Origin of the sequence: Aeromicrobium ginsengisoli, assembly GCF_004134905.2 — a bacterium.
Classification (GTDB): domain Bacteria; phylum Actinomycetota; class Actinomycetes; order Propionibacteriales; family Nocardioidaceae; genus Aeromicrobium; species Aeromicrobium ginsengisoli.
This window is the reverse complement of the sequence record NZ_SDPQ02000001.1, coordinates 574,752-596,632: the sequence shown is the minus strand read 5'-3', so window position 1 is coordinate 596,632 and position 21,881 is coordinate 574,752. Positions and strand designations below refer to the sequence as shown.

Sequence of the window (21,881 nt, the reverse complement as noted above, 5' to 3'; positions counted from 1 at the left end):
GACCCGGATCCCTACCTCGACGGCCCCAAGGCCCCCGAGGACGGCGCCGGCAACGTCACGGTCCCGCCGGACCCCGTACCCACCGAGTACGGCGACGACCTCGACGTGCCCGACTTCCTTCGCTGAGTTGCTCTGGCACGCCGGAGAGCTCGGGCGGGTCGCGTTCGCCTTCACCGACCGCCGCGGCGGCTCGAGTGACGGTCCGTGGGCGGCGCTCAACCTCGGGACGTCGAACGGCGACGACCCGGACCGGGTGGCCCGCAACCTCGAACGGTTGAGGGTCGAGCTCGGCCTCGACCGACTCGCCCGGATGACCCAGGTCCACGGTGCCGATGTGGTGTGGGCCGACGACTTCGCCGACGACGAGATCCCGGTGGCCGACGCGCTGCTGACCGACACCGCTGGTGTCGGCGTGCTCGTCCGTGTCGCCGACTGCACCCCGATCGTCCTGGCCGCACCCGAGGAGCCGTTGGCCGGCGTCGTGCACTGCGGCCGCGAAGGGCTCGTCAAGGGGGTCGTCAGGTCGGCCGTCGAGGCACTGCGGCTGCGCGGAGCCACGACGATCGAGGCGTGGGTGGGGCCCCGAGCGTGCGGGCGTTGCTACGAGCTGCCCGAGGAGATGGCCGACGCCGTCGCGGCCGTGGTGCCCGAGGCGCGCTCGACGACCTCGTGGGGCACGCCTGCGGTCGACGTCGGCGCAGGTGTCGTCGCGCAGCTGCAAGGCCTCGGCGTCGCCGTGACTGACCTCGGCGCGCACGAGTGCACGATCGAGGACGAGCAGTGGTACTCCTACCGTCGTCAGGGGCAGGACTCTGGTCGCTTCGGCGCGGTTGCGATGATCAAGCCATGACCAGACTGGATGAGCTGCGCGACGGCCTCGCCGACACCGAGCAGCGCATCGCCGATGCCTGCACGGCGGCGGGTCGTGATCGCGACGAAATCACCCTGATCGTCGTCACCAAGACCTACCCTGCGTCCGACGTCGAGCTCCTGGCGGAGCTCGGGGTGCAGGACGTGGGCGAGAACCGTCATCCCGAAGCCGGTGACAAGGCCGCGGAGGTCGAGGCGGCGGTGCGCTGGCACTTCTTGGGCGGACTCCAGACCAACAAGGCGGGCGCCGTGGCGCGCTACGCCGACATGGTCCACAGCGTCGACCGGGTCAAGCTCGTCAACGCACTGTCCCGCGGAGCCGAGGCGGCCGGGCGTACGCTGCCGTGCCTCGTGCAGGTCGACTTCGATGCGACCAATCCGGGACGCTCGGGCGTTGTGCCGTCGGGCGTACCAGAGCTGGCCGCCGCGATCGCCGGGGCCGACCACCTGACGCTCGGCGGGCTCATGACGGTGGCACCGCTCGGGGAGGACCCGGCCCCGCACTTCGACCACCTCGTACGCCTCTCGCACGACCTCCGCACGGAGCACCCGGATGCCGTGATCGTCTCCGCGGGAATGAGCGGAGACTTCGAGGCCGCGGTCGCGGCCGGCGCGACACACCTGCGCATCGGGCGCTCGGTGCTCGGTGAGCGCCCTCCCGCGGGGTAATCTCAGTGATGTCATTTCCGATCGCACACACGGAGTTCTCATGGCTGGCGCAATGCGTAAGGTCGGCGAATACCTCGGCCTCGTGGAACAAGCTGACTTCGACGACGAGTTCGAGGATGACATCGACGACCCCGCACCCGTGAGCCGGCAGCCTGCTGTCGTGCGCCCGGCGCCGGTCTCGAGCATCGACGACCACCGCCGTCCTGAGCGTCGCCCCGAGCGCCGCGCATCGCAGGCGTCCGACCTCGCCCGCATCGAGACCGTGACCCCGCGGACCTACAACGACGCCCGCACGGTCGGCGAGCACTACCGCTCCGGCGTGCCGGTCATCATGAACCTCTCGGAGATCGACGACGACGACGCCAAGCGACTCGTCGACTTCGCCGCGGGTCTCGTGTTCGCCGTGCACGGCTCGATCAACCGTGTCACCGCCAAGGTCTTCCTCCTGTCGCCCGAGAACATCACGGTGACGGACGAGGACAAGCAGCGCATCGCTGCCGGCGGCTTCTACAACCAGAGCTGACGCATGGAGCAAGTTGGCGGAATCCTCCTTCTCCTCCTCTACATCGCGTTCGTCGTCCTGATCGCCCGGCTCGTGCTGGACTGGGTGCAGATGCTGGCGCGGCACTGGCGGCCGCGAGGACTGGTCCTGGTGCTCTGCGAAGGCCTCTACTCGATCACCGACCCGCCACTGCGTGCCGTGCGACGGGTGCTTCCGCCGTTGCGGCTCGGCAATGTCATGCTCGACCTGTCGCCGATGATCCTGCTGTTGGGCATCTACATCCTCCAGCGGATCGTCATCAACGTCTTCTGAGAGGTTCCCAAGAGTCCGTACCGCGACCCGCTGAGTTTGGGACTCCTGTGGAGGAAGTGAACTTCGGCAGAGTACGGTGGAGGCTCAGAGTCCCCAGGACTAACCCCAACCCCGAGGTGTACTCATGCCATTGACGCCAGAGGACGTGCGTAACAAACGCTTTACGCCTGTCCGTCTTCGCGAGGGCTATGACATGGGCGAAGTGGATCAGTTTCTCGACGAGGTCGAGGCCGAGCTCGAGCGACTCACGGTCGAGAACGAAGAACTTCGCGCCAAGGTAGCCGCCGCATCAACCGGCGAACCGACCGGTCTCATCCCCGCAGTCCAGCCGGCGACCCCGGCTCCGCAGGCTGCGCCGACACCGGCCGTCCAGGAGCCCGTGCAGCAGTACACGCCGCCTCCGCCGGCGCCCGAGCCGATCCCGCAGGCGCCTGTCGCCGCGCCGGAGCCGACTCGCAGTGCGCCGTCGATGGGTGACGCGTCGTCCGCTGCGGCCCGGCTGCTGGAGATCGCGTCGTCCAACGCCGACCAGCTCATGGAGGCTGCCAAGGAAGAGGCTGACCGCATCGTCGGTGAGGCTCGTGCCAAGGCCGAGCGTCTGGTCAACGAGGCGCGTGGCAAGGCTGACCGACTCGAGACCGATGCCCGCATCCGCGCGCAGAAGCTCGATGACGAGACCAACGAGCGCCGCCAGCAGGCCGTCGCCACGATCGAGCGGGATCGCTACGAGATCCAGCGCGAGGTGGAGCACCTGCGGGCTTACGAGCGTGAGTACCGCGCCCGGCTCAAGAACTACTTCCAGAGCCAGCTCGACCAGCTCGCGGCCAACGAGAGCACCAACAGCTCACAGCCTGTCCAGGCCCCGGCCGAGGCGGGTCCCCGCCGGCTCCGGTCCCTGCTGGGCGACGACGAGAGCTTCTGAGCAGGATCTGATCCACGAAGGGCCCCTCACCGCAAGGTGGGGGGCCCTTCGTCATACCTGGGGTCGGTCCTTGAGCGTGTCGAAAGGACGTCCTTTCGACACGCTCAAGGACCGCTGCCTGCCGCGGCGTCACGCCTTGGCGAGGGTGAAGCCGAAACCGAGCTCCTCGTCGGCGAAGTCCGACGCGTCGGCGACCTCGCTGATTGACGTCGCCAGCACCTCGTCGGAGATCAACGCCTCGTGGGTCCGGAGCGCCTCGGCCATCTGACCCGACGCCGTCCAGGACAGCGTGATGCGGTCGCTGATGTCGAGTCCGGAGGACTTGCGTGCCTCCTGGACGACGCGGATCGCCTCACGGGCGAAGCCGGCCAGCCGCAGCTCGTCGTCGAGCTCGAGGTCGAGTGCGACCGTCTCGCCCTGGTCGTTGACGACGGACCAGCCCTCGCGCGGGCGCTCGGAGATGATGACGTCGTCGGGTCCGACCTCGACCGACGAGCCGTCGACCTCGACCGTCGCAGCGCCGGTCGAGGCGAGTGACGCGGCGATAGCGGCGGCATCGGCGCCGGCGATCGCGGCCGCGACCTGTGGCGTCTGCTTGCCGAACCGCTTGCCGAGGTTGCGGAAGTTGCCCTTGGCCGAGTGGTCGACGAGGTCGCCGCCGGCGTCGGCGAGGGACTCCAGCGAGCCGACGTTGAGCTCCTCGCAGACCTGGCCGCGCAGGTCGTCGCCGAGCTGCTGCCAGGCGCCAGACGCGACGAGGGCGCGGCGCAGCGGCTGGCGCGTACGTACCTTGGCCTCCGCGCGTGCTGCACGGCCGAGCTCGGTGACGCGGCGAGCCAGGTCGACGCGGGCACCGAGGCCTTCGACGATGAGGGACTCGTCAGCGACCGGCCAGGTGGACAGGTGCACCGACTGGGGCGCGTCCGGCGTGACCGGCAGGATGACGTCCTGCCAGACGCGCTCGGCGATGAACGGGGTCAGCGGCGCCATGAGACGGGTCAGCACGTCGAGCGTCTCGTGGAGCGTCGCGAACGCGGCAGCGTCGCCGCGCCAGAACCGGCGGCGCGACCGGCGGACGTACCAGTTGGACATGTCGTCGACGAACGTCGCGATGCGGGCACCAGCGGCCTGCGTGTCGAACGTCTCGAGCGAGGCGGTGACGTCGCGGGTGAGGGTGTGCAGCTCCGACAGCAGCCACTGGTCGAGCACCTCGCGCTCGGCGACCGGTGGCACCTCGCCGTCAGCCGGCGTCCAGCCCTCCGTGCGGGCATAGAGCACATGGAAGGCCGCGGTGTTCCAGTACGTCAGCAGCACCTTGCGGACGATCTCGGACAGGGCGGTGTGCCCGATGCGGCGCGGCGACCACGGCGAGCCGGAGCACGCCATGAACCAGCGCAGCGCGTCCGCACCGTGCTCGTCCATGAGTGGCATCGGCAGCAGGATGTTGCCGAGGTGCTTGCTCATCTTCTTGCCGTCCTCGGCGAGGATGTGGCCCAGGCACACGACGTTCTCGTAGGAGCTCTGGTCGAACACCAGCGTTCCGACGGCCATGAGGGAGTAGAACCAGCCGCGGGTCTGGTCGATCGCCTCGCAGATGTATTGCGCCGGGTAGGCCTGCTCGAACTTCTCCTTGGAGCCCTCGACGTGCGGGTAGCCCCACTGGGCGAACGGCATCGAGCCGGAGTCGAACCACGCGTCGATGACGTCGGGCACGCGCCGGTAGGTCCCGGACTGGCCCTCGATCTCGAACGTCACCTCGTCGATGAACGGGCGGTGCGGGTCGAGGTCGGTCAGGTCGCGTCCGGTCAGCTCCGACAGCTCACGCAGCGAGTCGATGCACACGAGCTTGCTGGGGTCCTCGTCGTTGCGCCAGATCGGCAGCGGCGTGCCCCAGAACCGGCTGCGCGACAGCGACCAGTCGATGTTGTTGGTCAGCCAGTCGCCGTAGCGGCCGTTCTTGATCGTCTCGGGGAACCAGTTGGTGCCGGCGTTCTCGGCGAGCAGCTTGTCCTTGATCGTCGTGGTGCGGATGTACCAGGCGGGGAGTGCGTAATACATCAGCGGCGTGTGGCACCGCCAGCAGTGCGGGTAGGAGTGCTCGTAGGCCAGCTCGTTGAACATCAGGCCGCGCGACGCGAGATCGTCGGCGAGCGCCCGGTCGGCGGTCTTGAAGAACTGTCCGCCGACGAGGGGCACGTCGGCCTCGAAATGACCGTCGGGCGTGATCGGGTTGACGACCGGCAGGTCGTACGCCTTGCAGACCGCCATGTCGTCTGCACCGAACGCGGGGGACTGGTGCACCAGGCCGGTGCCGTCCTCGGTCGTGACGTAGTCGCCGAGCACCACGAAGTGCGCCGGTGCCGGGAACTCGACGAGGTCGAACGGCCGCTCGTACGTCCAGCGCTCCATGTCGGTGCCGCTGAACGACTCGCCGGTCGGCTCCCAGCCCTCACCGAGTGCCTTGGCCAGCAGCGGCTCGGCGACGACGAGCGTCTCCTCGCCGTTGGACGCGGCGACATAGGTGACCTCGGGGTTGACCGCGACGGCGGTGTTGGACACCAGTGTCCACGGCGTCGTGGTCCAGACCAGCATCGCTGCCTTGCCGGCGAGCGGGCCGGAGGTCAGTGGGAAGCGTACGTAGACCGATGGATCGGTGATGGTCTCGTAGCCCTGCGCGAGCTCGTGGTCGGACAGCGTCGTGCCGCAGCGCGGGCAATAGGGCGCGACGCGGAAGTCCTCGGTCAGCAGGCCCTTGTCGAAGATCGTCGACAGCGCCCACCAGACGCTCTCGACGTACGACGACTCCATCGTGCGGTAGGGGTTGGCCATGTCGACCCAGTAGCCCATCCGGTCCGTCATCTCCTCGAAGAGATCGACGTTGCGGACCACGGCCTCGCGGCACTTGGCGTTGAACTCGGCGATGCCGTAGGCCTCGATGTCGGGCTTGCCGTTGAAGCCCAGCTCCTTCTCGACCGCGATCTCGACCGGCAGGCCGTGGCAGTCCCAGCCGGCCTTGCGGTCGACGTGGTAGCCCTGCATGGTCTTGAACCGCGGGAAGACGTCCTTGAACACGCGTGCCTCGACGTGGTGCGTGCCGGGCGTGCCGTTGGCGGTCGGAGGGCCCTCGTAGAACGTCCAGCGAGGGGCATCGTCAGGGGTGTCGAGACTCGCTGCGAACGTGCCCTGGTCGGCCCACAGCTGGAGGATGTCGCGCTCCAGCGCCGGCAGATCGACGTGGGCGGGGACGGGGCGATAGGACGCGTGCTGGGTCACACCTTCAATTCTACGGGTGACCAGCGGCGACACGGCGGCGGTGCGAGTTGGCTTTGCCCCAGCGGGGGTCTAATCTTCGTGCATGCCAAACACCAAGCTCGCCGTTCGAGCCGACGAGAAGCCCTGGACCGCCGCCGAGACCAAGGCCGTCCGCGCCGAGCTCGAGGCCGACCTCGTGAGGTTGCGCGGTGAGCTCGACCAGTCGGCTCGCGAGCTGCAGGACCTGCTGCGTGACGGCGTCGACGGTGCCGGCAACGACCAGGCCGACGTCGGGTCCAAGGGGCTCGAGCGCGACGCCGAGATGTCGTTGGCCGCCAACCAGCGCGAGCTGCTGCTGCAGACCGAGAAGGCCCTCGATCGCCTCGAGAAGGGCACCTACGGCCAGTGCGAGGTCTGCGGGGAGCCGATCGGCAAGAATCGTTTGATGGCGTTCCCGCGTGCGACACTGTGCATGACATGCAAGCAGCGCGAGGAAAGAAGATGACGAACCTCCGCGCTCGCGCCTCCTCTTGATCGGTCTCTGGTCGTGAGCGAGACCGATCCGCGACGAGAGAGCCTCCTGCGTTCGGTTTGGCAGGAAATCCTCGCGACTACGCCGGACACCGTCCGCAATTTGCCGGCAGCCGGACGCGCGATTGACGCTGGCGCGCAGATCGACGACATGGTCACAGCCATGCGAGCCGCTTCGTACGAAACGGCACACCGGCTCTTGTACTTGATCGCCTTGAACCATGGTCCCGACGATGAGGCGGGCGAGCACGGTTGGGCGCTCGTCCCCTTCGATCAAGTCAATGAGGTCGTTGACCTGACAGAGCCCAACCCGCTCGACGGCGTCTCGGAAGATCTTCTGGAGTCTGACCCATCGGGTCGAGGCGCCGAAGATTTGTGGAACTGACGGTTGGCTCGGAACATGACGAAGAAGCCTCTGCCACCGCCCGAGTGGTTCGAGGAGTTCCGTCTGCTGCACCTCGAATACGGCGCGCGGATAGCTGAGCTCGACGCACAGGGCCTCCCCAATGGCGAACGAGAGCCTCTTGGCATGAGCATCTGGTTCGAGACTGAGGAGAAGCGCAAGCGGCTGATGAAGTCAGCAGTTCGAAAACTGCGCTGCACCGCGTTAAAGCCGAACGGTGACCGATGCACTCGGACTGCGCGCCCAGACTTCTTCGGGCAGATGTGCAGTTCGCACGCTCCTCACATCAGCGATTATCCATCGCTGGACGAGGTCCGTCGACTGTGGCCCGAGCATGAGTACAACCGACTTGAAGAGGGAGACGTCGAGGGTGGTGCACAGGTCTGATGTCGACACCCGAAGCCGAATTGATGGCGGAAGTGGTTGCGGAACATGCACCGCTTCTGAAAGCCGAAGGTTTCAAGAAGCGACGGCACTCGTTCAATCGCCGCACGGAGTCCGGGCTCGTGCATGTCGTGAACTTCTGGCAGCACCCCAAAGAGCCGCCCGCCTGGACCGAGGTGCCCGGGCTGCGCGAGCGACGGTACGGGACTTTCCGGCTCGACTTCGGCGTCTACGTTCCTCAGATCCGGCGCACGGGGACGCCTCGATCTGAATGGATCAACGAGTACAACTGCCACCTTCGCCGCACCATCGGGCAGTTGCAAGGGGCTCGCGAAGACCTCTGGTGGCCACTAGATGGCGACGGAAGCACCGAGCTCGCCCGTCGCGGTCTTGAGCACGATGGGTTGCCTTGGCTCTCACGGTTCACCAATCACGATGAGGTTCTCGACGCGTTCCGCGGGGGCGGGCCGTTCCCGATCGGAATGAGTCCGGCGGGCGGTCTCGATCTCGCGGATATGCTGTACGCGCTCAGCCGGGACCGAGAGGCGCGGGAAATCCTGGAAGACTATGTCGCAAAACCGGTACTTCGAAGCCACGCCGACTACCTCGCGAGCTTTCTTCGCAAGGCTGGCGAGCCCGACCTCGTAGAGCGGATCACCACGAGGGATCCCGAGGTCTGATCGGCAACCGGATCGGGATGCCTCGCGCGGGTGAGTGACTGTGCGTGCCGTGTGGGAGACTCGTCTATGACATGCAAGCAGCGCGAGGAGCGTCGCTGAGCCCTGGCGACGACCACGGCCCGACCGCCACACACACGTACGTACGCCTATTCGTGGTGGTTGCTGCCCTGACGCTCGTCGTGGACCAGGTGACCAAGGTGCTCGCGGTCGAGAAGCTGCAGGGGCGTGAGTCGATCGAGCTGATCCCGCACGTCCTGTCGCTGTCGTTCCTGCGCAACGGGGGAGCCGCGCTCGGCACCGGCGCCGGCTTCACGCTGGTGCTCAGCGTCGTCGCGGTCGCCGTATCGATCGCCGTCGCACGCATGGCCACGCGCCTGCGCGACCGCTGGTGGGCCGTCGGGCTCGGCCTGTTGTTCGCCGGCGCGGTCGGCAATCTGTGCGACCGCATCTTCCGCGAGCCCGCGCCGTTCAAGGGACACGTCGTCGACTTCATCGACTACGGCGTCTTCGTCGGCAACGTCGCGGACATCGCGCTGACCGTCGCCGCCGTCGTGATCGTGTGGCGCACGTGGCGTGGCATCGGCCTCGACGGCACCCGGCAGGTGAAGGCATGACCGCCGAGGACCTCGAGCACAAGGTCATCCAGGTCCCCGAAGGGCTCGCCGGCGAACGCGTCGACAGCGCCCTCGCCCGGCTGCTCGGCCTGTCCCGTACGCGCGCCAGTGAGCTGGTCGCCGACGGGCACGTGACGCTCGACGGCTTCGCGCCGGCCAAGTCCGACCGCGTGACGCCCGGCTCGATCCTCGAGGCGTCGATCCCGGCACCTCGTCGCATCGCGGTCGTGGCCGCCGAGGTCGAGGGCATGCGCATCGTGTTCCAGGACGACGACTTCGTGGTCGTCGACAAGCCCGTCGGTGTCGCCGCACACCCAAGCGTCGGCTGGTACGGCCCGACCGTCCTCGACCACCTCGCCGGAGCCGGCATCCGGATCTCGACCTCAGGAGCGCCGGAGCGCCGTGGCATCGTGCACCGCCTCGACGTCGGCACGAGCGGCCTCATGGCGGTCGCGAAGTCCGAGCACGCCTACACCGTGCTCAAGCAGGCGTTCCGCGACCGTACGGTCGACAAGACCTACCACGCGCTCGTGCAGGGCCACCCCGATCCGCATATGGGCACGATCGACGCGCCGATCGCCCGGCACCCCAAGCACGACTTCAAGTTCACGGTCAAGGACGGCGGCCGCGAGAGCGTCACGCACTACGACACGCTCGAGGCGCACCGCTACGCCAGCCTGCTGACGATCAAGCTCGAGACCGGCCGCACGCACCAGATCCGCGTCCACATGAGCGCGCTGCACCACCCGTGCGTCGGCGACCTGATGTACGGCGCCGATCCGACGCTGGCCAAGAAGGTCGGACTCGACCGCCAATGGCTGCACGCCAAGAAGCTCGGCTTCCTCCACCCGCGCACGGGGGACTACGTCGAGTTCGACTCCGACTACCCCGACGACCTCACCGAGGCGCTCGCCGTCGTACGCGACCTCGACTGAAACCGTACGCACGACGGCCCGGCTCGATCCACGAGCCGGGCCGTCGCCATGCGAGGCGAAACCTGAGGGTCAGCCGACGTGGACGCCTTCGGGCCCGTCAGTGGCCAGCTCCGTGTGCTTGACGTCGAGGAACACCCAGATGATCGCCGAGGCGGCGAGCATCAACCCCGCCGCGACCAAGAAGGCGTGGGTCGCGCCGTCGTGGAAGGACACGAAGAACAGGGCCCGTTCGACGAGGCTCGGATCGGTCGCGGCCCGCGACACGGGCCCGGCTGCCTGGTCCAGCGAGTTGCCGGAGAAGTGCAGCGCGACGGTGCTGAGCACGGCGAGGCCGAGCGCGCCGCCCACCTGCTGCATCGTGTTGAGCACACCGGAGCCGATGCCTGAGTCCTCGGCCTGCACGTGGTGCACGGCGGTGAGCGTGAGCGGCACGAACACCATGCCCATGCCGATCGCCATCACGAGCACGTACGGGAAGATGTGGCCCCAGTAGGAGACATCGGCCGATCCACGGGCGGCAGCTGCGAGCGCCCCCGCCGGGGAGTCGTCGATCGGGATCCTCGAGAACATGAACAGGCTGGCCGCGGCCAGCAACGTGCCGACTCCGGCGAGGAATCGCGGAGCCACCCGGCTGACCAGGTTGGAGACGAGGCCGGCGCCGATCACGATGCCGAACGAGAACGGCAGGAAGGCAAAGCCCGCCTTGAGCGACGAGTAGCCCATGACCTGCTGGATGAACAGGCTCAGGTAGAAGAACATGGCGAACATCGCCGCCGGCGCGATCATCATCGCGACGAAGCTCGTCGCCCGCGTGCGGTTGGCGAAGATGCGCGTCGGCAGCAGCGGGTGGTCGACCCGCGACTCGATGATCACGAAGCTGACCAGCAGGACGATGCCGACCGACAGCGAGGCGATGGTCTGGACGTGGTCCCAGCCGTACGCCTTCTCGCCGGCGCGCGACAGCCCGAAGACGATACCGAGCAGGCCCAGGGTTCCGGTGACGGCGCCCGGGATGTCGAGCCAGCCGGTGTGCTTCTCCGACTCCCGGAGGACGCGCGGTGCGGCAAGGGCTGCCAACAGGCCGATGGGGACGTTGATGAGGAACGTGAGGCGCCAGCCGTCGACCCCCAACGGCTGGTCGAGCCCGGTCAGCCAGCCCCCGAGGATCAGCCCGATGGCGGCACCGATGCCCGACATCGTGGCGTACGCCGCCATGGCGCGGTTGCGCTGCGGACCCGCCGGGAACGTCGTGGTGATCAGCGCGAGGGCAGCGGGGGCAGCCATGGCAGCGCCCACGCCCTGCAGAGCCCGCGAGCCGAGCAGCAGGCCCTCGTTCTGGGCGAGGCCGCCCAGCAGGGAGGCGATCGCGAAGAGCGTCAGGCCGCTCATGAAGAGCAGGCGGCGTCCGTAGAGATCACCGAGGCGACCGCCCAGGAGAAGCAGGCCGCCGAAGGCCAAGGCGTACCCGGTGACGATCCACGTCAGGTTGGCCTGCGAGATGTCCAGGTCGGTCCCGATGTAGGGCAGGGCGATGTTGGCGATCGTGCCGTCGAGCACGACCATGAGCTGAGCCATCAGGATCAGCACCAGGGCGAGTCCCGCGTGCGGGGCAGGGGCGGTCTCGGGGGAGCTCGGCTCCGCAGGATCGAGTGATTCGACGTCGGTCATGGGATTCCTTCGGTGTGGGTGGTGGCGAACGCGCTCAGCCGCTGGTGACGGCCGGCATGATGACCTGGTCGATGACCCGGGTGATCAGGTCCTCGGTGGGTGTCTCACCGAGGAAGAACAGGCGGTGCAGGACGATGCCGGGCAGGCACGGGCTGATCAGCGCGAGGTCGACGTCCGCGTCGATCTCGCCGCGTGCCTTGGCTCGCTCGAAGATCGCGTCGTTCACGGCGATCTTGGGGGCGATGACGTCGCGGCGATAGACCTCGGCGAACTCCGGGTCCCGGCTCACGGCGGTGATGAGGCTCCCGACGAGCGCCATCTGATGACGATCGGTCACCCCTCCCATTCCGCAGTAGGTCGCGATCAGGTCACCGCGCAGGGTGCCCGTGTCGGTCGTGACCGGCTCGCCCATGTGGGAGATCAGGGCGTCGATGACCAGCTGGGCCTTGCCGTTCCAACGGCGGTAGAGCGTCGCCTTGGACGCCTTTGCCTCGGCGGCAACCGCGTCGAGCGTCAGGCGGTCATAGCCCACCTCGGCCAGGACGTGGAGGGTGGCGTCGAGGATCTCCTGCTCGCGCCCACCTTCCACACGAGGGCGCGTCACGGTGCCGGCGGACGCCTGTTGGGCTGCTGGGGACACGGGACCTCGCTTGAACGGATGAAACGGTACGGTTTCGTTTCAAGAACGTACGACAGGTCCCGCCTCGGGCACAAGTTCCTGCGCCGTGCCAGATGTCACGGCGGCGGCACCTGCCCGGGCGAGTGCCGCGGTCGTGGACAATGAGTCCATGAGCATCGTGCGCCAGTCCGAAAAGCTGAGGGATGTCCTCTACGACATCCGTGGACCCGTCGCGTCACGAGCCGCCGCCCTGGAGGCCGAGGGCCACCGGATCATGAAGCTCAACATCGGCAACCCGCAGCCGTTCGGCTTCGACGCGCCGGCGGAGATCCTGCAGGACGTCATCGCGGCGCTGCCCAGCTCGGCCGGCTACTCCGACTCGCGCGGCATCCAGTCGGCCCGGCGCGCCGTTGTGCACCACTATCAGCTGCAAGAGGGCTTCCCGACGATCGACATCGACGACGTCTGGATCGGCAACGGTGTCTCCGAGCTGATCCAGATGGCACTGCAGGCCCTGCTCGACAACGGCGACGAGGTCCTCGTGCCGGTGCCGGACTACCCGTTGTGGACCGCGGTCACCAACCTCGCCGGCGGCGTGCCGGTGCACTACCGGTGCGACGAGGACAACGACTGGAACCCCGACCTCGAGGACCTCGAGTCCAAGATCACCGACCGCACCCGGGTCATCGTCGTGATCAACCCCAACAACCCCACCGGCGCGGTCTACTCCCGCGAGACGCTCGACGCGATCGCCGACCTGGCCCGCAAGCACGATCTCGTCCTCATGGCCGACGAGATCTACGACAAGATCCTCTACGACGACGCGGTCCACATCCCGTTGGCCAGCGTCGCGCCCGACGTCCTGACGCTGACGTTCAACGGGCTCTCCAAGGCCTACCGGGTGTGCGGCTACCGCGCCGGCTGGCTCGTCGTGACCGGGCCGCTGGAGCGTGCCGGCGACTACCTCGAGGGCATCACGCTGCTCGCCTCGATGCGGCTGTGCCCCAACGTGCCGGCCCAGAACGCGATCCAGGTGGCGCTCGGCGGTTACCAGTCGATCAAGGAGCTCATCCTGCCCGGCGGCCGCCTGCTGGAGCAGCGCGACACCGCCGTCAACGAGCTGCGCAAGATCCCCGGCGTCAGCGTCGTGACCCCCAAGGGCGCGCTGTACGCCTTCCCGCGCCTGGATCCCGAGGTCTACCCGATCAAGGACGACCAGCAGCTCGTGCTCGACCTGCTGCTGCAGGAGAAGATCCTGCTGACGCAGGGCACCGGGTTCAACTGGCCGGACACCGACCACCTGCGCATCGTGACGCTGCCGTGGGCCCGCGACCTCGCCGAGGCGATCCAGCGGCTCGGCAACTTCCTGAGCACCTACCGCCAGGTCTGAGCTAGCGCCCGGCCTGCTTGCGGGAGACGAACGCCGCGGCCTCCTCGGCACGGAACCGGGCGATGGCGTCGATGAGGTCGGCCGGCAGCGGCTGGTCGAGCGGCAGCTGGATCGCGGACTTGCTGGTCCGGTAGGGCGCGAGCTCGTCGGCGAACCGGGCGTACGTGGCCGCCGTCGGGAACAGGTTGAGCGACGTGTGCTCGGTGTAGCCCGCGAACTGGATCACGACGACCCCGTCCTGCTTGTAGGCCGGGATGTTGTAGCTGATCGTCTCCTCCGCATCGGGGAGCGCGGCGCGGATGATGCGGCGGGTCTCGGCGAGCCGTGGCTCGACGTCGTACGTCGCCGCGTCGATGTACTCGTCGACCGTCGTGAACTTCTGCTTGTCGTCAGTCACCACTCAGGTGTAGTCGAGATGCGGCCAGAAGGACAATTTCAGCGTGACGGCGGGACGACACGGCCGGCGTTGGTCGGGAGCGTCAGAGCCCTCGACTAGGCTGAAGCCCTTCCCCCACGATCGCGCCGAGGAGGCCATTTTTCGATGTCGAGCGACTCGCCATTCGTGCATCTGCACGTGCACACGGAGTACTCGATGCTCGACGGCCACGCCCTGCTCGACCCGCTGTTCGACCGCACCGCCGAGCTCGAGATGCCGGCGATCGCGATGACCGATCACGGCAACCTGCACGGTGCCTACGACTTCTACAGCAAGGCCAAGGCGCGCGGGATCAAGCCGATCATCGGCATGGAGGCCTACCTCACGCCCAACATCCCGCGCACCGAGAAGAAGGCCGTGCAGTGGAACAAGGGCGGTGACGACGACGTCTCCGGTCGCGGTGCCTACACGCACATGACGTTGCTGTCCGAGACGACCGAGGGCATGCACAACCTGTTCCGCATCGGGTCCTACGCGAGCCTCGAGGGGCAGTACCGCAAGCCGCGCGCCGACCGTGAGCTGCTGCAGCGCTACGGCAAGGGCCTCATCGCGACGACGGGCTGCCCGTCGGGCGAGATCCAGACCTGGCTGCGCATCGGCAACTACGAGAAGGCGCGGGCCTCCGCCGCCGAGTTCCAGGACATCTTCGGCAAGGAGAGCTTCTTCCTGGAGCTCATGGAGCACGGGCTGGAGATCGAGGCCCGCGTACGCGAGGGGCTGCTCCGGCTCAAGGCCGATCTGGGCCTTCCGGTCATTGCGACCAACGACTCGCACTACGTCGCGCCCGAGGACGCCGAGGCGCACGACGCGCTGCTGTGCATCGGCACCGGCACGACGCTCGCCGATCCCAAGCGGTTCCGGCTCGACGGCGGCGGCTACTACATCAAGTCCGCCAAGGAGATGCGCGATCTCTGGGAGGACCGGTTCGACCTCAAGGAGGCGTGCGACAACACGCTGCTGATCGCTGAGCGGTGCGAGGTCGAATTCACCGAGTCCAACGGCGGCTACATGGCGCGGGCCGACATTCCCGCCGGCGAGACCGAGGAGAGCTGGTTCGTCAAGGAGGTGTGGCGCGGCATCGAGTCGCGCTACCCCGGCGACAAGCTGACCCCCGAGGTCCGTGCTCGCACCGAGATGGAGCTCGACGTCGTCCGTGAGAAGGGCTACTGCGGCTACTACCTCGTGGTCGCCGACTTCATCAACTGGGCCAAGGACAACGGCATCCGCGTCGGGCCGGGCCGCGGCTCGGGCGCCGGCTCGATCGCCGCGTACGCCCTGCGGATCACCGATCTCTGCCCCCTGACCCACGGCCTGATCTTCGAGCGCTTCCTCAACCCCGAGCGTCCCTCGATGCCCGACTTCGACATCGACTTCGACGAGCGCCGTCGCGGCGAGGTCATCCGCTACGTCAGCAACAAGTACGGCGAGGAGCGCGTCGCGATGATCGCGACGTTCGGCCGGCTCAAGTCCAAGGCAGCGATCAAGGACGCCGCGCGCGTCATGGACTATCCGTTCGGCCACGGCGAGCGCATCACCAAGGCGCTGCCGCCCGACATCATGGGCAAGGGCGTCGCCCTGCGCGACATCTTCGACAAGGACCATAAGCGCTACGGCGACGGCGCCGACTTCCGCCGCATGTACGAGGACGACGCCGACGTCCGCAAGATCTACGACACCGCGCTCGGGCTCGAGGGCCAGGTGCGCCAGTGGGGCGTCCACGCGGCCGGCGTCATCATGTCGAGCGATCCGTTGATCGACATCGTCCCGATCATGAAGCGCGAGCAGGACGGCGCGATCATCACCCAGTTCGACTACCCGATGTGCGAGGCGCTCGGGCTGGTCAAGATGGACTTCCTGGGCCTGCGCAACCTCACGGTCCTCGACGACGCGCTCGAGAACATCAAGCGCAACCGCGACATCGACCTGGTCCTCGAGGACCTCACGTTCGACGACCCCGCGACGTACGACCTGCTGGCCCGCGGCGACACGCTCGGCGTGTTCCAGCTCGACGGCGGACCCATGCGCGCGCTCCTGCGCAGCATGAAGCCCGACAAGTTCGAGGACATCTCGGCCGTCGGCGCGCTCTACCGCCCCGGCCCGATGGGCGCGGACTCGCACAACAAGTACGCCCGCCGCAAGAACGGCCGTGAGCCGATCGACCCGATCCACCCCGAGCTCGAGGAGCCGCTCGCCAAGGTGCTCGGCGAGACCTACGGCCTGATCGTCTATCAAGAGCAGGTCATGGAGATCGCGCAGGTCCTGGCCGGATTCTCGCTCGGACAAGCCGACAACCTGCGGCGCGCGATGGGCAAGAAGAAGAAGTCCGAGCTCGACAAGCAGTACGCCGGCTTCCAGGCCGGCATGCTCGAGCGCGGCTACGGCCAGAAGGCGATCACGACGCTGTGGGACATCCTGCTGCCGTTCTCGGACTACGCGTTCAACAAGGCGCACTCCGCGGCCTACGGCGTCATCTCCTACTGGACGGCCTACCTCAAGGCCAACTACCCGGCCGAATACATGGCGGCGCTCCTCACCAGCACCCGAGGCGACAAGGACAAGTCGGCGATCTACCTCAACGAGTGCCGTCGCATGGGCATCAAGGTGCTGCCGCCCGACGTCAACGAGTCGGTCTCCAACTTCGCCTCGGTCGGCGCCGACATCAGGTTCGGTCTCGGCGCGATCCGCAACATCGGCGAGAACGTCGTGGCGGGCATCGTCGAGGGCCGCACCGAGAGCGGCGCCTACACGGACTTCAACGACTTCCTCGGCAAGGTGCCGACGCTCGTCTGCAACAAGCGGGTTCTCGACTCGCTGATCAAGGCCGGGGCATTCGACTCGCTCGGTCACCGTCGTCGCGCGCTGACGACGGTCGCCGAGGAGGGCGTCGACCTCTACATCGACCTCAAGCGCCAGGCCGCGATCGGCCAGGACTCGCTGTTCGGCGGCGAGGACGATGCGTTCGCCGGCGGCACGGTCGACGTGCCCGACACGATGCCCGAGTGGGAGAAGACCCAGCTCCTGGCGTTCGAGCGCGACATGCTCGGCCTCTACGTCTCCGACCACCCGCTGCAAGGGCTCGAGCACGTGCTGAGGGCCAGCAGCGACTGCACGGTCGGCGAGCTGCTCACCGATCTCGACCGGCCTGACGGCAGCACCGTACGCATCTGCGGACTCATCACGGGCGTGCAGCGCCGCATGAGCAAGAAGGGCGACTCGTGGGCCTCGGTCACGATCGAGGACCTCGAAGGCGGCATCGAGGTCATGGTGTTCCCGGGCGCCTACCAGCTGGCGATGCCGGTGCTGATCCCCGACACGATCGTCGTGGTCAAGGGTCGCGTACGCCGCAAGGACGAGGGCGTCGAGCTCAACGCCCTCGAGGTCACCCTCCCGGCGATGAACACCGGAGGGCCCGATCGTCCGCTCGTCGTGAGCCTGCCGGTGGCCCGCTGCACGGCCGACACGATCAGCACGTTCAAGCAGGTGCTCGCGGCGCACCCGGGTGTCTCCGAGGTGCACCTGCGACTGATCGGCAACGGCTCGACCAAGGTCATGCGACTCGACGACAGCCTGCGTGTGGCACAGTCGTCCTCGTTGATCGCCGACCTGAAAGAGCTGCTGGGCCCCCATTGCCTCTCGTGAGAAGACTTCTGCTCTCTGCCGCCGCGATGCTCATTCTGGGTGTCGCGGCAGGTTTCGTGTGGGAGCGGATCGCCGATCCCGCCAAGTGGGAGGTCACTCGGACGGGTCTCGCGATGGACGAGGCGGCGTCCAAGGGTCAGTTCGGCGTCATCGTGATGTTCGTCCTCGTCGGCGTGGTCGCCTGCCTCGCCTGGGGCGTGTTCGCGGCATTCACGCTGCGTGACCTCACGTGGGTCGTGACGCCGTTCATCGTGGTGCTGACGTCGATCGCGGCGGTGATCGCGTGGCGCCTCGGCATCGTGCTGGGACCGCCCGACCCGTCGACGGTCAAGAACCTGTCCGTCGGCGGCCACGTGCCGGCCCGACTGGCGATCGACGGCATCGTGCCGTTCCTGGTGTGGCCGATCTTCGGGCTGATCGGTTTCATCGTCACGATGCTCCTGGCCACCCGTCTGGACGAGTCCGAGCACGAACAGCAGTTCCTCGGCTAACGAGCGATCCGCGCCACGACCGCTTCGGTCAGCAGGATGAGGTCGCTCGGTTGCACCTCGGCTTCCAGCCCGCGGCGGCCACCGGACACGAAGATCGTCGGCCACTGCGCTGAGGTCTTGTCGACCACGGTCCGGTGCTTGCGCTTCTGGCCGAGTGGCGAGATGCCGCCGATGACGTAGCCCGTCGCCCGCTGCGCCTGCGCAGCATCGGCCATCTGGGCCCGCTTGCCGCCGAGGGCGTCGGCGAGTGCCTTGAGGTCGAGCGATCCCATGACCGGCACCACGCCGACGCACAGCTCACCGTCGACCTCGGCCATCAACGTCTTGAACACCCGCCCCGGCTCGACCCCGAGTGCGGCAGCCGCCTCCATGCCGAACGATTCGGCACGCGGGTCGTGAACGTACGTGTGAGGGGTGAACGGGATGTTGGCGCGATGCAGCGCGACGAACGCAGGTGTTGCGTCGGTGGGCTTCTTGTTGGCGGCCACCAGTCCACGGTAGCCCGTCCGTAGACTTGGCGTCGTGATGCGACGTCTCGACCTGAGAAATCTCGAGCCCGCTGCCGAGGAGTGGCAGTGGGTCTACAGCGCGGCCGTGCCGCGCGCCGAGGTGGACGTCGAGCACGCCATGGCTGCGGTGCAGCCGATCTGTGAGGACGTGAAGTCGCGCGGTGCCGATGCGGTGCTCGACGCGGGGGAGCGCTTCGACGGCGTACGCCCTGACCAGCTCCGGGTCCCGGGCGCCGCGATCAACCAGGCCCTCGAGTCGCTCGCACCCGACATCCGTGCCGGCCTGGAGGAGTCGATCCGCCGGCTGCGGCAGACCTGTGAGGCCGAGCTCGAGCACACGCTGGTCACCGACGTCGCGCCCGGTGCCACGGTCGAGCGCCGGATGGTCCCCATGCAGCGCGTCGGTCTCTACGTCCCCGGTGGCCTGGCGCCCCTGGTCAGCACCGTCATCATGAACGCGGTCCCGGCGCAGGTCGCGGGCGTTCCCGGCATCGCCCTGGCCAGCCCGCCCAACGCCGAGTTCGGCGGCTTGCCGCACCCCACGATCCTGGCCGCCTGCGGGCTGCTCGGCATCGACGAGGTCTACTCCGCCGGAGGGGCCCAGGCGCTGGCGATGTTCGCCTATGGTGCGGGGGAGTGCCGGCCGGTCAACCTCATCACCGGGCCGGGCAACATCTATGTCGCGGCGGCCAAGCGCTACCTGCAGGGCACCGTCAGCATCGATGCCGAGGCTGGTCCGACGGAGATCGCGATCATTGCCGACGACACCGCCGACGCGGCGTTCGTCGCGGCCGACCTGATCAGCCAGGCCGAGCACGACCCCATGGCCGCCAGCGTGCTGATCACCGACAGCGAGCAGCTCGCCGACGCGGTCGACTCGGCGCTGCTCGACCAGCTCGGCTCGGCCAAGCACGCCGACCGCATCCGCACCGCCCTCGATGGCCAGCAGTCGGCAACCGTGCTCGTACGCGACGTCGACCAGGCCGTCCAGGTCGCCAACGGCTATGCCGCCGAGCACCTCGAGATCCAGACGGTCGGTGCGGCTGATGTCGCGGCCCGCATCGTCAATGCCGGTGCGGTGTTCGTCGGCTCCCACACGCCGGTGTCACTCGGCGACTACGCCGCAGGCTCCAACCACGTGCTCCCGACGGCCGGCTGCGCGTGCCACTCCTCGGGACTCTCGGTACGCGCGTTCTGCAAGAACATGCACGTCGTCACCTACGACGAGGCTGCGCTGCGTGAGGTCGGCGATCACGTCGTGACGCTCGCCGAAGCGGAGAACCTGCCGTCCCACGGGGCTGCTGTGTCGATCCGGATGTCCCGCTGATGCCGCTGCCGGCCTGGGTGCCGATCCGGGATGAGCTCCGGGACGACGAGCCCTATGGTGCGCCGCAGCTCGACGTACCGGTGCAGCTCAACACCAACGAGAACCCCTACGCACCCAGCGAGCTCGTGGCCAAGGACATCGGTGAGTCGGTGCAGCGCGCCGCCCTGACGCTCAACCGCTATCCCGATCGCGAGGCGACCGAGCTCCGTACGTCCCTCGCGGCCTACCTCGGGCACGGCCTGACGCCGGACCGGGTCTGGGCGGCCAACGGATCCAACGAGATCATGCAGCAGGTGCTGCAGGCGTTCGGCGGCCCTGGACGCACGGCGGTGTCGTTCGCACCCACGTACTCGATGTATCCCGAGTACGCCCGCAACACCCACACCCGCTGGGTCGCGGGCCGCCGCCGCGATGACTTCGGCCTCGACGTGGACGCGGCGCTCGAGCTGATCGCAACCGAGCAGCCCGACGTCGTGATCCTGACCTCGCCCAACAACCCGACCGGCACGGCGCTCGATCCTGCGCACACCCGCGCCATCGTCGAGGCGGCACCGGGCATCGTCGTCGTGGACGAGGCGTATGCCGAGTTCCGCCGCGACGGGACGCCGAGCGCGCTCGAGCTGCTCGACGAGTTCCCCCGGCTGCTGGTGACCCGCACGATGAGCAAGGCGTTCGCGCTCGCCGGCGGGCGACTCGGTTACGTCGCCGCAGACGCCGCCATCATCGACGCCCTGCGCATCGTCCGGCTGCCCTACCACCTCTCCGCGGTGAGCCAGGCGGCCGCGACCGCGGCGCTGCGCCACGAGGACGAGCTGCTGGCCCAGGTCGACGCGCTCAGGGTCACCCGCGACGAGACTGCGACCTGGCTGCGCGAGCAGGGATTCGAGGTCGCGGAGTCCGATGCCAACTTCGTCCTGTTCGGCCGCTTCGACGATCGTCACGCGGTCTGGCAGGGCCTGCTCGACCACGGCGTCCTGATCCGCGAGGTCGGACCCCTAGAATGGCTGCGCGTGTCGATCGGCACGCCGGACGAGATGACCGCGTTCCGAGACGCACTCCTGGAGGTGACCCGATGACCCGCACAGCGCGCATCGAGCGGAAGACCTCCGAGTCGCATGTCGTCGTCGAGATCGATCTCGACGGGTCCGGCATCAACGACATCTCGACCGGTGTCGGCTTCTACGACCACATGCTGACCGCGTTCTCGCGGCACTCGTTGATCGACCTGACGGTCAAGTCCGAGGGCGACCTGCACATCGACGCGCACCACACGGTCGAGGACACCGCGATCTGTCTCGGTGAGGCGATCCGCGAGGCACTCGGCGACAAGGTCGGTATCCGTCGCTATGGCGACGCGCTCGTGCCCCTCGACGAGTCGATCGCCCAGGCCGTCGTGGACGTCTCCGGGCGGCCCTACTTCGTGCACTCCGGCGAGCCCGACCGGCAGATCACCGCGATCATCGGCGGCCAGTACACCGGCGCCCTGACCGCGCACGTCTTCGAGTCGATCGCGCACCACGCCGGGATCACGATGCACGTACGTCTGCTGGACGGCCGCGACCCGCACCACATCGCCGAGGCGCAGTTCAAGGCCGTCGCCCGTGCACTGCGTGACGCGGTCGCGATCGACCCGCGCGAATCGGGCATCCCCAGCACCAAGGGTGCTCTGTGACTGAGCGCCAGCGAAGGCACCCACAGAACATCACAGTGGTGGCTTCGTATGCTCGT

General features: G+C 68.0%; 22 protein-coding genes. 17 read left to right on the top strand and 5 right to left on the bottom strand.

Annotated features, from left to right (window positions below; genetic code table 11):
• The first annotated feature begins 127 nt into the window (after window positions 1-127).
• From ESP70_RS02940 to ESP70_RS02920, 5 genes are all read left to right on the top strand, one after another.
• Window positions 128-850 (top strand): purine nucleoside phosphorylase YfiH/LACC1 family protein, encoded by a 723-nt coding sequence (locus tag ESP70_RS02940; RefSeq protein WP_149687864.1) that lies wholly within the window; start codon window positions 128-130, stop codon window positions 848-850.
• Window positions 847-1,539 (top strand): YggS family pyridoxal phosphate-dependent enzyme, encoded by a 693-nt coding sequence (locus ESP70_RS02935; protein ID WP_149687863.1) that lies wholly within the window; start codon window positions 847-849, stop codon window positions 1,537-1,539. Before ESP70_RS02940 ends, ESP70_RS02935 begins: the two co-directional genes overlap by 4 nt.
• A gap of 40 nt (window positions 1,540-1,579) precedes the next feature.
• Window positions 1,580-2,062 (top strand): cell division protein SepF, encoded by a 483-nt coding sequence (locus tag ESP70_RS02930; protein ID WP_056213340.1) that lies wholly within the window; start codon window positions 1,580-1,582, stop codon window positions 2,060-2,062.
• Window positions 2,063-2,065: 3 nt separating this feature from the next.
• Entirely contained in the window at window positions 2,066-2,353 is a 288-nt protein-coding gene (locus ESP70_RS02925; RefSeq protein WP_149687862.1) for a YggT family protein, read from the top strand.
• Between the two features lie 124 nt (window positions 2,354-2,477).
• On the top strand, window positions 2,478-3,275 hold the full coding sequence (locus ESP70_RS02920; protein ID WP_149687861.1) for a DivIVA domain-containing protein: 798 nt from the start codon (window positions 2,478-2,480) through the stop codon (window positions 3,273-3,275).
• 129 nt (window positions 3,276-3,404) lie between these two features.
• On the opposite strand, the gene ileS is transcribed toward ESP70_RS02920, so the two are convergent.
• Window positions 3,405-6,548, bottom strand: coding sequence for an isoleucine--tRNA ligase (gene ileS, locus ESP70_RS02915; RefSeq protein ID WP_149687860.1), 3,144 nt, complete (start codon window positions 6,546-6,548; stop codon window positions 3,405-3,407).
• Window positions 6,549-6,630: 82 nt separating this feature from the next.
• On the opposite strand from ileS, the gene ESP70_RS02910 reads away from it, so the two are divergent.
• The 6 genes from ESP70_RS02910 to ESP70_RS02885 all read left to right on the top strand — a co-directional run bounded on the left by ESP70_RS02910 (window position 6,631) and on the right by ESP70_RS02885 (window position 10,074).
• On the top strand, window positions 6,631-7,032 hold the full coding sequence (locus ESP70_RS02910) for a TraR/DksA family transcriptional regulator (protein WP_056213346.1): 402 nt from the start codon (window positions 6,631-6,633) through the stop codon (window positions 7,030-7,032).
• 42 nt (window positions 7,033-7,074) lie between these two features.
• Complete coding sequence (locus tag ESP70_RS02905; RefSeq protein WP_149687859.1) at window positions 7,075-7,443, top strand: hypothetical protein; 369 nt, start codon at window positions 7,075-7,077, stop codon at window positions 7,441-7,443.
• 15 nt (window positions 7,444-7,458) lie between these two features.
• Window positions 7,459-7,848, top strand: coding sequence for a hypothetical protein (locus tag ESP70_RS02900; RefSeq protein WP_149687858.1), 390 nt, complete (start codon window positions 7,459-7,461; stop codon window positions 7,846-7,848).
• Complete coding sequence (locus ESP70_RS02895) at window positions 7,848-8,525, top strand: DUF4304 domain-containing protein (protein ID WP_149687857.1); 678 nt, start codon at window positions 7,848-7,850, stop codon at window positions 8,523-8,525. Before ESP70_RS02900 ends, ESP70_RS02895 begins: the two co-directional genes overlap by 1 nt.
• A 71-nt stretch (window positions 8,526-8,596) precedes the next feature.
• Window positions 8,597-9,139: a signal peptidase II gene (locus ESP70_RS02890; RefSeq protein ID WP_149687856.1), complete on the top strand. Its 543-nt coding sequence runs from the start codon at window positions 8,597-8,599 to the stop codon at window positions 9,137-9,139.
• Window positions 9,136-10,074: an RluA family pseudouridine synthase gene (locus tag ESP70_RS02885; RefSeq protein ID WP_149687855.1), complete on the top strand. Its 939-nt coding sequence runs from the start codon at window positions 9,136-9,138 to the stop codon at window positions 10,072-10,074. The genes ESP70_RS02890 and ESP70_RS02885 overlap by 4 nt, the downstream gene beginning before the upstream one ends.
• A 69-nt stretch (window positions 10,075-10,143) precedes the next feature.
• Here the strand turns inward: ESP70_RS02885 and ESP70_RS02880 are convergent, their stop codons facing one another.
• Both ESP70_RS02880 and ESP70_RS02875 read right to left on the bottom strand, forming a co-directional pair.
• Entirely contained in the window at window positions 10,144-11,742 is a 1,599-nt protein-coding gene (locus ESP70_RS02880) for an MFS transporter (RefSeq protein ID WP_149687854.1), read from the bottom strand.
• Window positions 11,743-11,776: 34 nt separating this feature from the next.
• Entirely contained in the window at window positions 11,777-12,382 is a 606-nt protein-coding gene (locus tag ESP70_RS02875; RefSeq protein WP_149687853.1) for a TetR/AcrR family transcriptional regulator, read from the bottom strand.
• A gap of 148 nt (window positions 12,383-12,530) precedes the next feature.
• Between ESP70_RS02875 and ESP70_RS02870 the strand changes: the two genes are divergently transcribed.
• Window positions 12,531-13,751, top strand: coding sequence for a pyridoxal phosphate-dependent aminotransferase (locus ESP70_RS02870; RefSeq protein WP_149687852.1), 1,221 nt, complete (start codon window positions 12,531-12,533; stop codon window positions 13,749-13,751).
• Window position 13,752: 1 nt separating this feature from the next.
• On the opposite strand, the gene ESP70_RS02865 is transcribed toward ESP70_RS02870, so the two are convergent.
• The gene (locus ESP70_RS02865) at window positions 13,753-14,148 is read right to left on the bottom strand and encodes an iron chaperone (RefSeq protein ID WP_188110461.1); all 396 of its coding nucleotides are present in this window, start codon (window positions 14,146-14,148) and stop codon (window positions 13,753-13,755) included.
• 144 nt (window positions 14,149-14,292) lie between these two features.
• Between ESP70_RS02865 and dnaE the strand changes: the two genes are divergently transcribed.
• Complete coding sequence (gene dnaE, locus ESP70_RS02860) at window positions 14,293-17,826, top strand: DNA polymerase III subunit alpha (RefSeq protein WP_149687850.1); 3,534 nt, start codon at window positions 14,293-14,295, stop codon at window positions 17,824-17,826.
• Window positions 17,823-18,317: a hypothetical protein gene (locus ESP70_RS02855; RefSeq protein ID WP_149687849.1), complete on the top strand. Its 495-nt coding sequence runs from the start codon at window positions 17,823-17,825 to the stop codon at window positions 18,315-18,317. The genes dnaE and ESP70_RS02855 overlap by 4 nt, the downstream gene beginning before the upstream one ends.
• Here ESP70_RS02855 and ybaK read toward each other — a convergent pair.
• A complete protein-coding gene (ybaK, locus tag ESP70_RS02850) occupies window positions 18,314-18,805 on the bottom strand; it encodes a Cys-tRNA(Pro) deacylase (RefSeq protein ID WP_149687848.1) in 492 nt (163 codons plus the stop codon). The two genes, ESP70_RS02855 and ybaK, sit on opposite strands and share 4 nt — an antisense overlap.
• A 34-nt stretch (window positions 18,806-18,839) precedes the next feature.
• On the opposite strand from ybaK, the gene hisD reads away from it, so the two are divergent.
• The 3 genes from hisD to hisB are packed head-to-tail and all read left to right on the top strand — an operon-like array spanning window position 18,840 to window position 21,825.
• Window positions 18,840-20,153, top strand: a complete 1,314-nt coding sequence (gene hisD, locus ESP70_RS02845) for a histidinol dehydrogenase (protein ID WP_246161756.1) — start codon at window positions 18,840-18,842, stop codon at window positions 20,151-20,153.
• Window positions 20,153-21,229, top strand: a complete 1,077-nt coding sequence (locus ESP70_RS02840) for a histidinol-phosphate transaminase (protein WP_149687847.1) — start codon at window positions 20,153-20,155, stop codon at window positions 21,227-21,229. The genes hisD and ESP70_RS02840 overlap by 1 nt, the downstream gene beginning before the upstream one ends.
• A complete protein-coding gene (gene hisB, locus ESP70_RS02835; RefSeq protein WP_149687846.1) occupies window positions 21,226-21,825 on the top strand; it encodes an imidazoleglycerol-phosphate dehydratase HisB in 600 nt (199 codons plus the stop codon). Before ESP70_RS02840 ends, hisB begins: the two co-directional genes overlap by 4 nt.
• The last annotated feature ends 56 nt before the right edge of the window (window positions 21,826-21,881 follow it).

Bases quoted from the DNA above. Each gene is read 5' to 3' on its own strand.
- ESP70_RS02935 (WP_149687863.1), top strand. From the start codon at position 847: ATGACCAGACTGGATGAGCTGCGCGACGGCCTCGCCGACACCGAGCAG.
- ESP70_RS02930 (WP_056213340.1), top strand. From the start codon at position 1,580: ATGGCTGGCGCAATGCGTAAGGTCGGCGAATACCTCGGCCTCGTGGAA.
- ESP70_RS02925 (WP_149687862.1), top strand. From the start codon at position 2,066: ATGGAGCAAGTTGGCGGAATCCTCCTTCTCCTCCTCTACATCGCGTTC.
- ESP70_RS02920 (WP_149687861.1), top strand. From the start codon at position 2,478: ATGCCATTGACGCCAGAGGACGTGCGTAACAAACGCTTTACGCCTGTC.
- ESP70_RS02910 (WP_056213346.1), top strand. From the start codon at position 6,631: ATGCCAAACACCAAGCTCGCCGTTCGAGCCGACGAGAAGCCCTGGACC.
- ESP70_RS02900 (WP_149687858.1), top strand. From the start codon at position 7,459: ATGACGAAGAAGCCTCTGCCACCGCCCGAGTGGTTCGAGGAGTTCCGT.
- ESP70_RS02895 (WP_149687857.1), top strand. From the start codon at position 7,848: ATGTCGACACCCGAAGCCGAATTGATGGCGGAAGTGGTTGCGGAACAT.
- ESP70_RS02890 (WP_149687856.1), top strand. From the start codon at position 8,597: ATGCAAGCAGCGCGAGGAGCGTCGCTGAGCCCTGGCGACGACCACGGC.
- ESP70_RS02885 (WP_149687855.1), top strand. From the start codon at position 9,136: ATGACCGCCGAGGACCTCGAGCACAAGGTCATCCAGGTCCCCGAAGGG.
- ESP70_RS02880 (WP_149687854.1), bottom strand. From the start codon at position 11,742: ATGACCGACGTCGAATCACTCGATCCTGCGGAGCCGAGCTCCCCCGAG.
- ESP70_RS02870 (WP_149687852.1), top strand. From the start codon at position 12,531: ATGAGCATCGTGCGCCAGTCCGAAAAGCTGAGGGATGTCCTCTACGAC.
- dnaE (WP_149687850.1), top strand. From the start codon at position 14,293: ATGTCGAGCGACTCGCCATTCGTGCATCTGCACGTGCACACGGAGTAC.
- ESP70_RS02840 (WP_149687847.1), top strand. From the start codon at position 20,153: ATGCCGCTGCCGGCCTGGGTGCCGATCCGGGATGAGCTCCGGGACGAC.
- hisB (WP_149687846.1), top strand. From the start codon at position 21,226: ATGACCCGCACAGCGCGCATCGAGCGGAAGACCTCCGAGTCGCATGTC.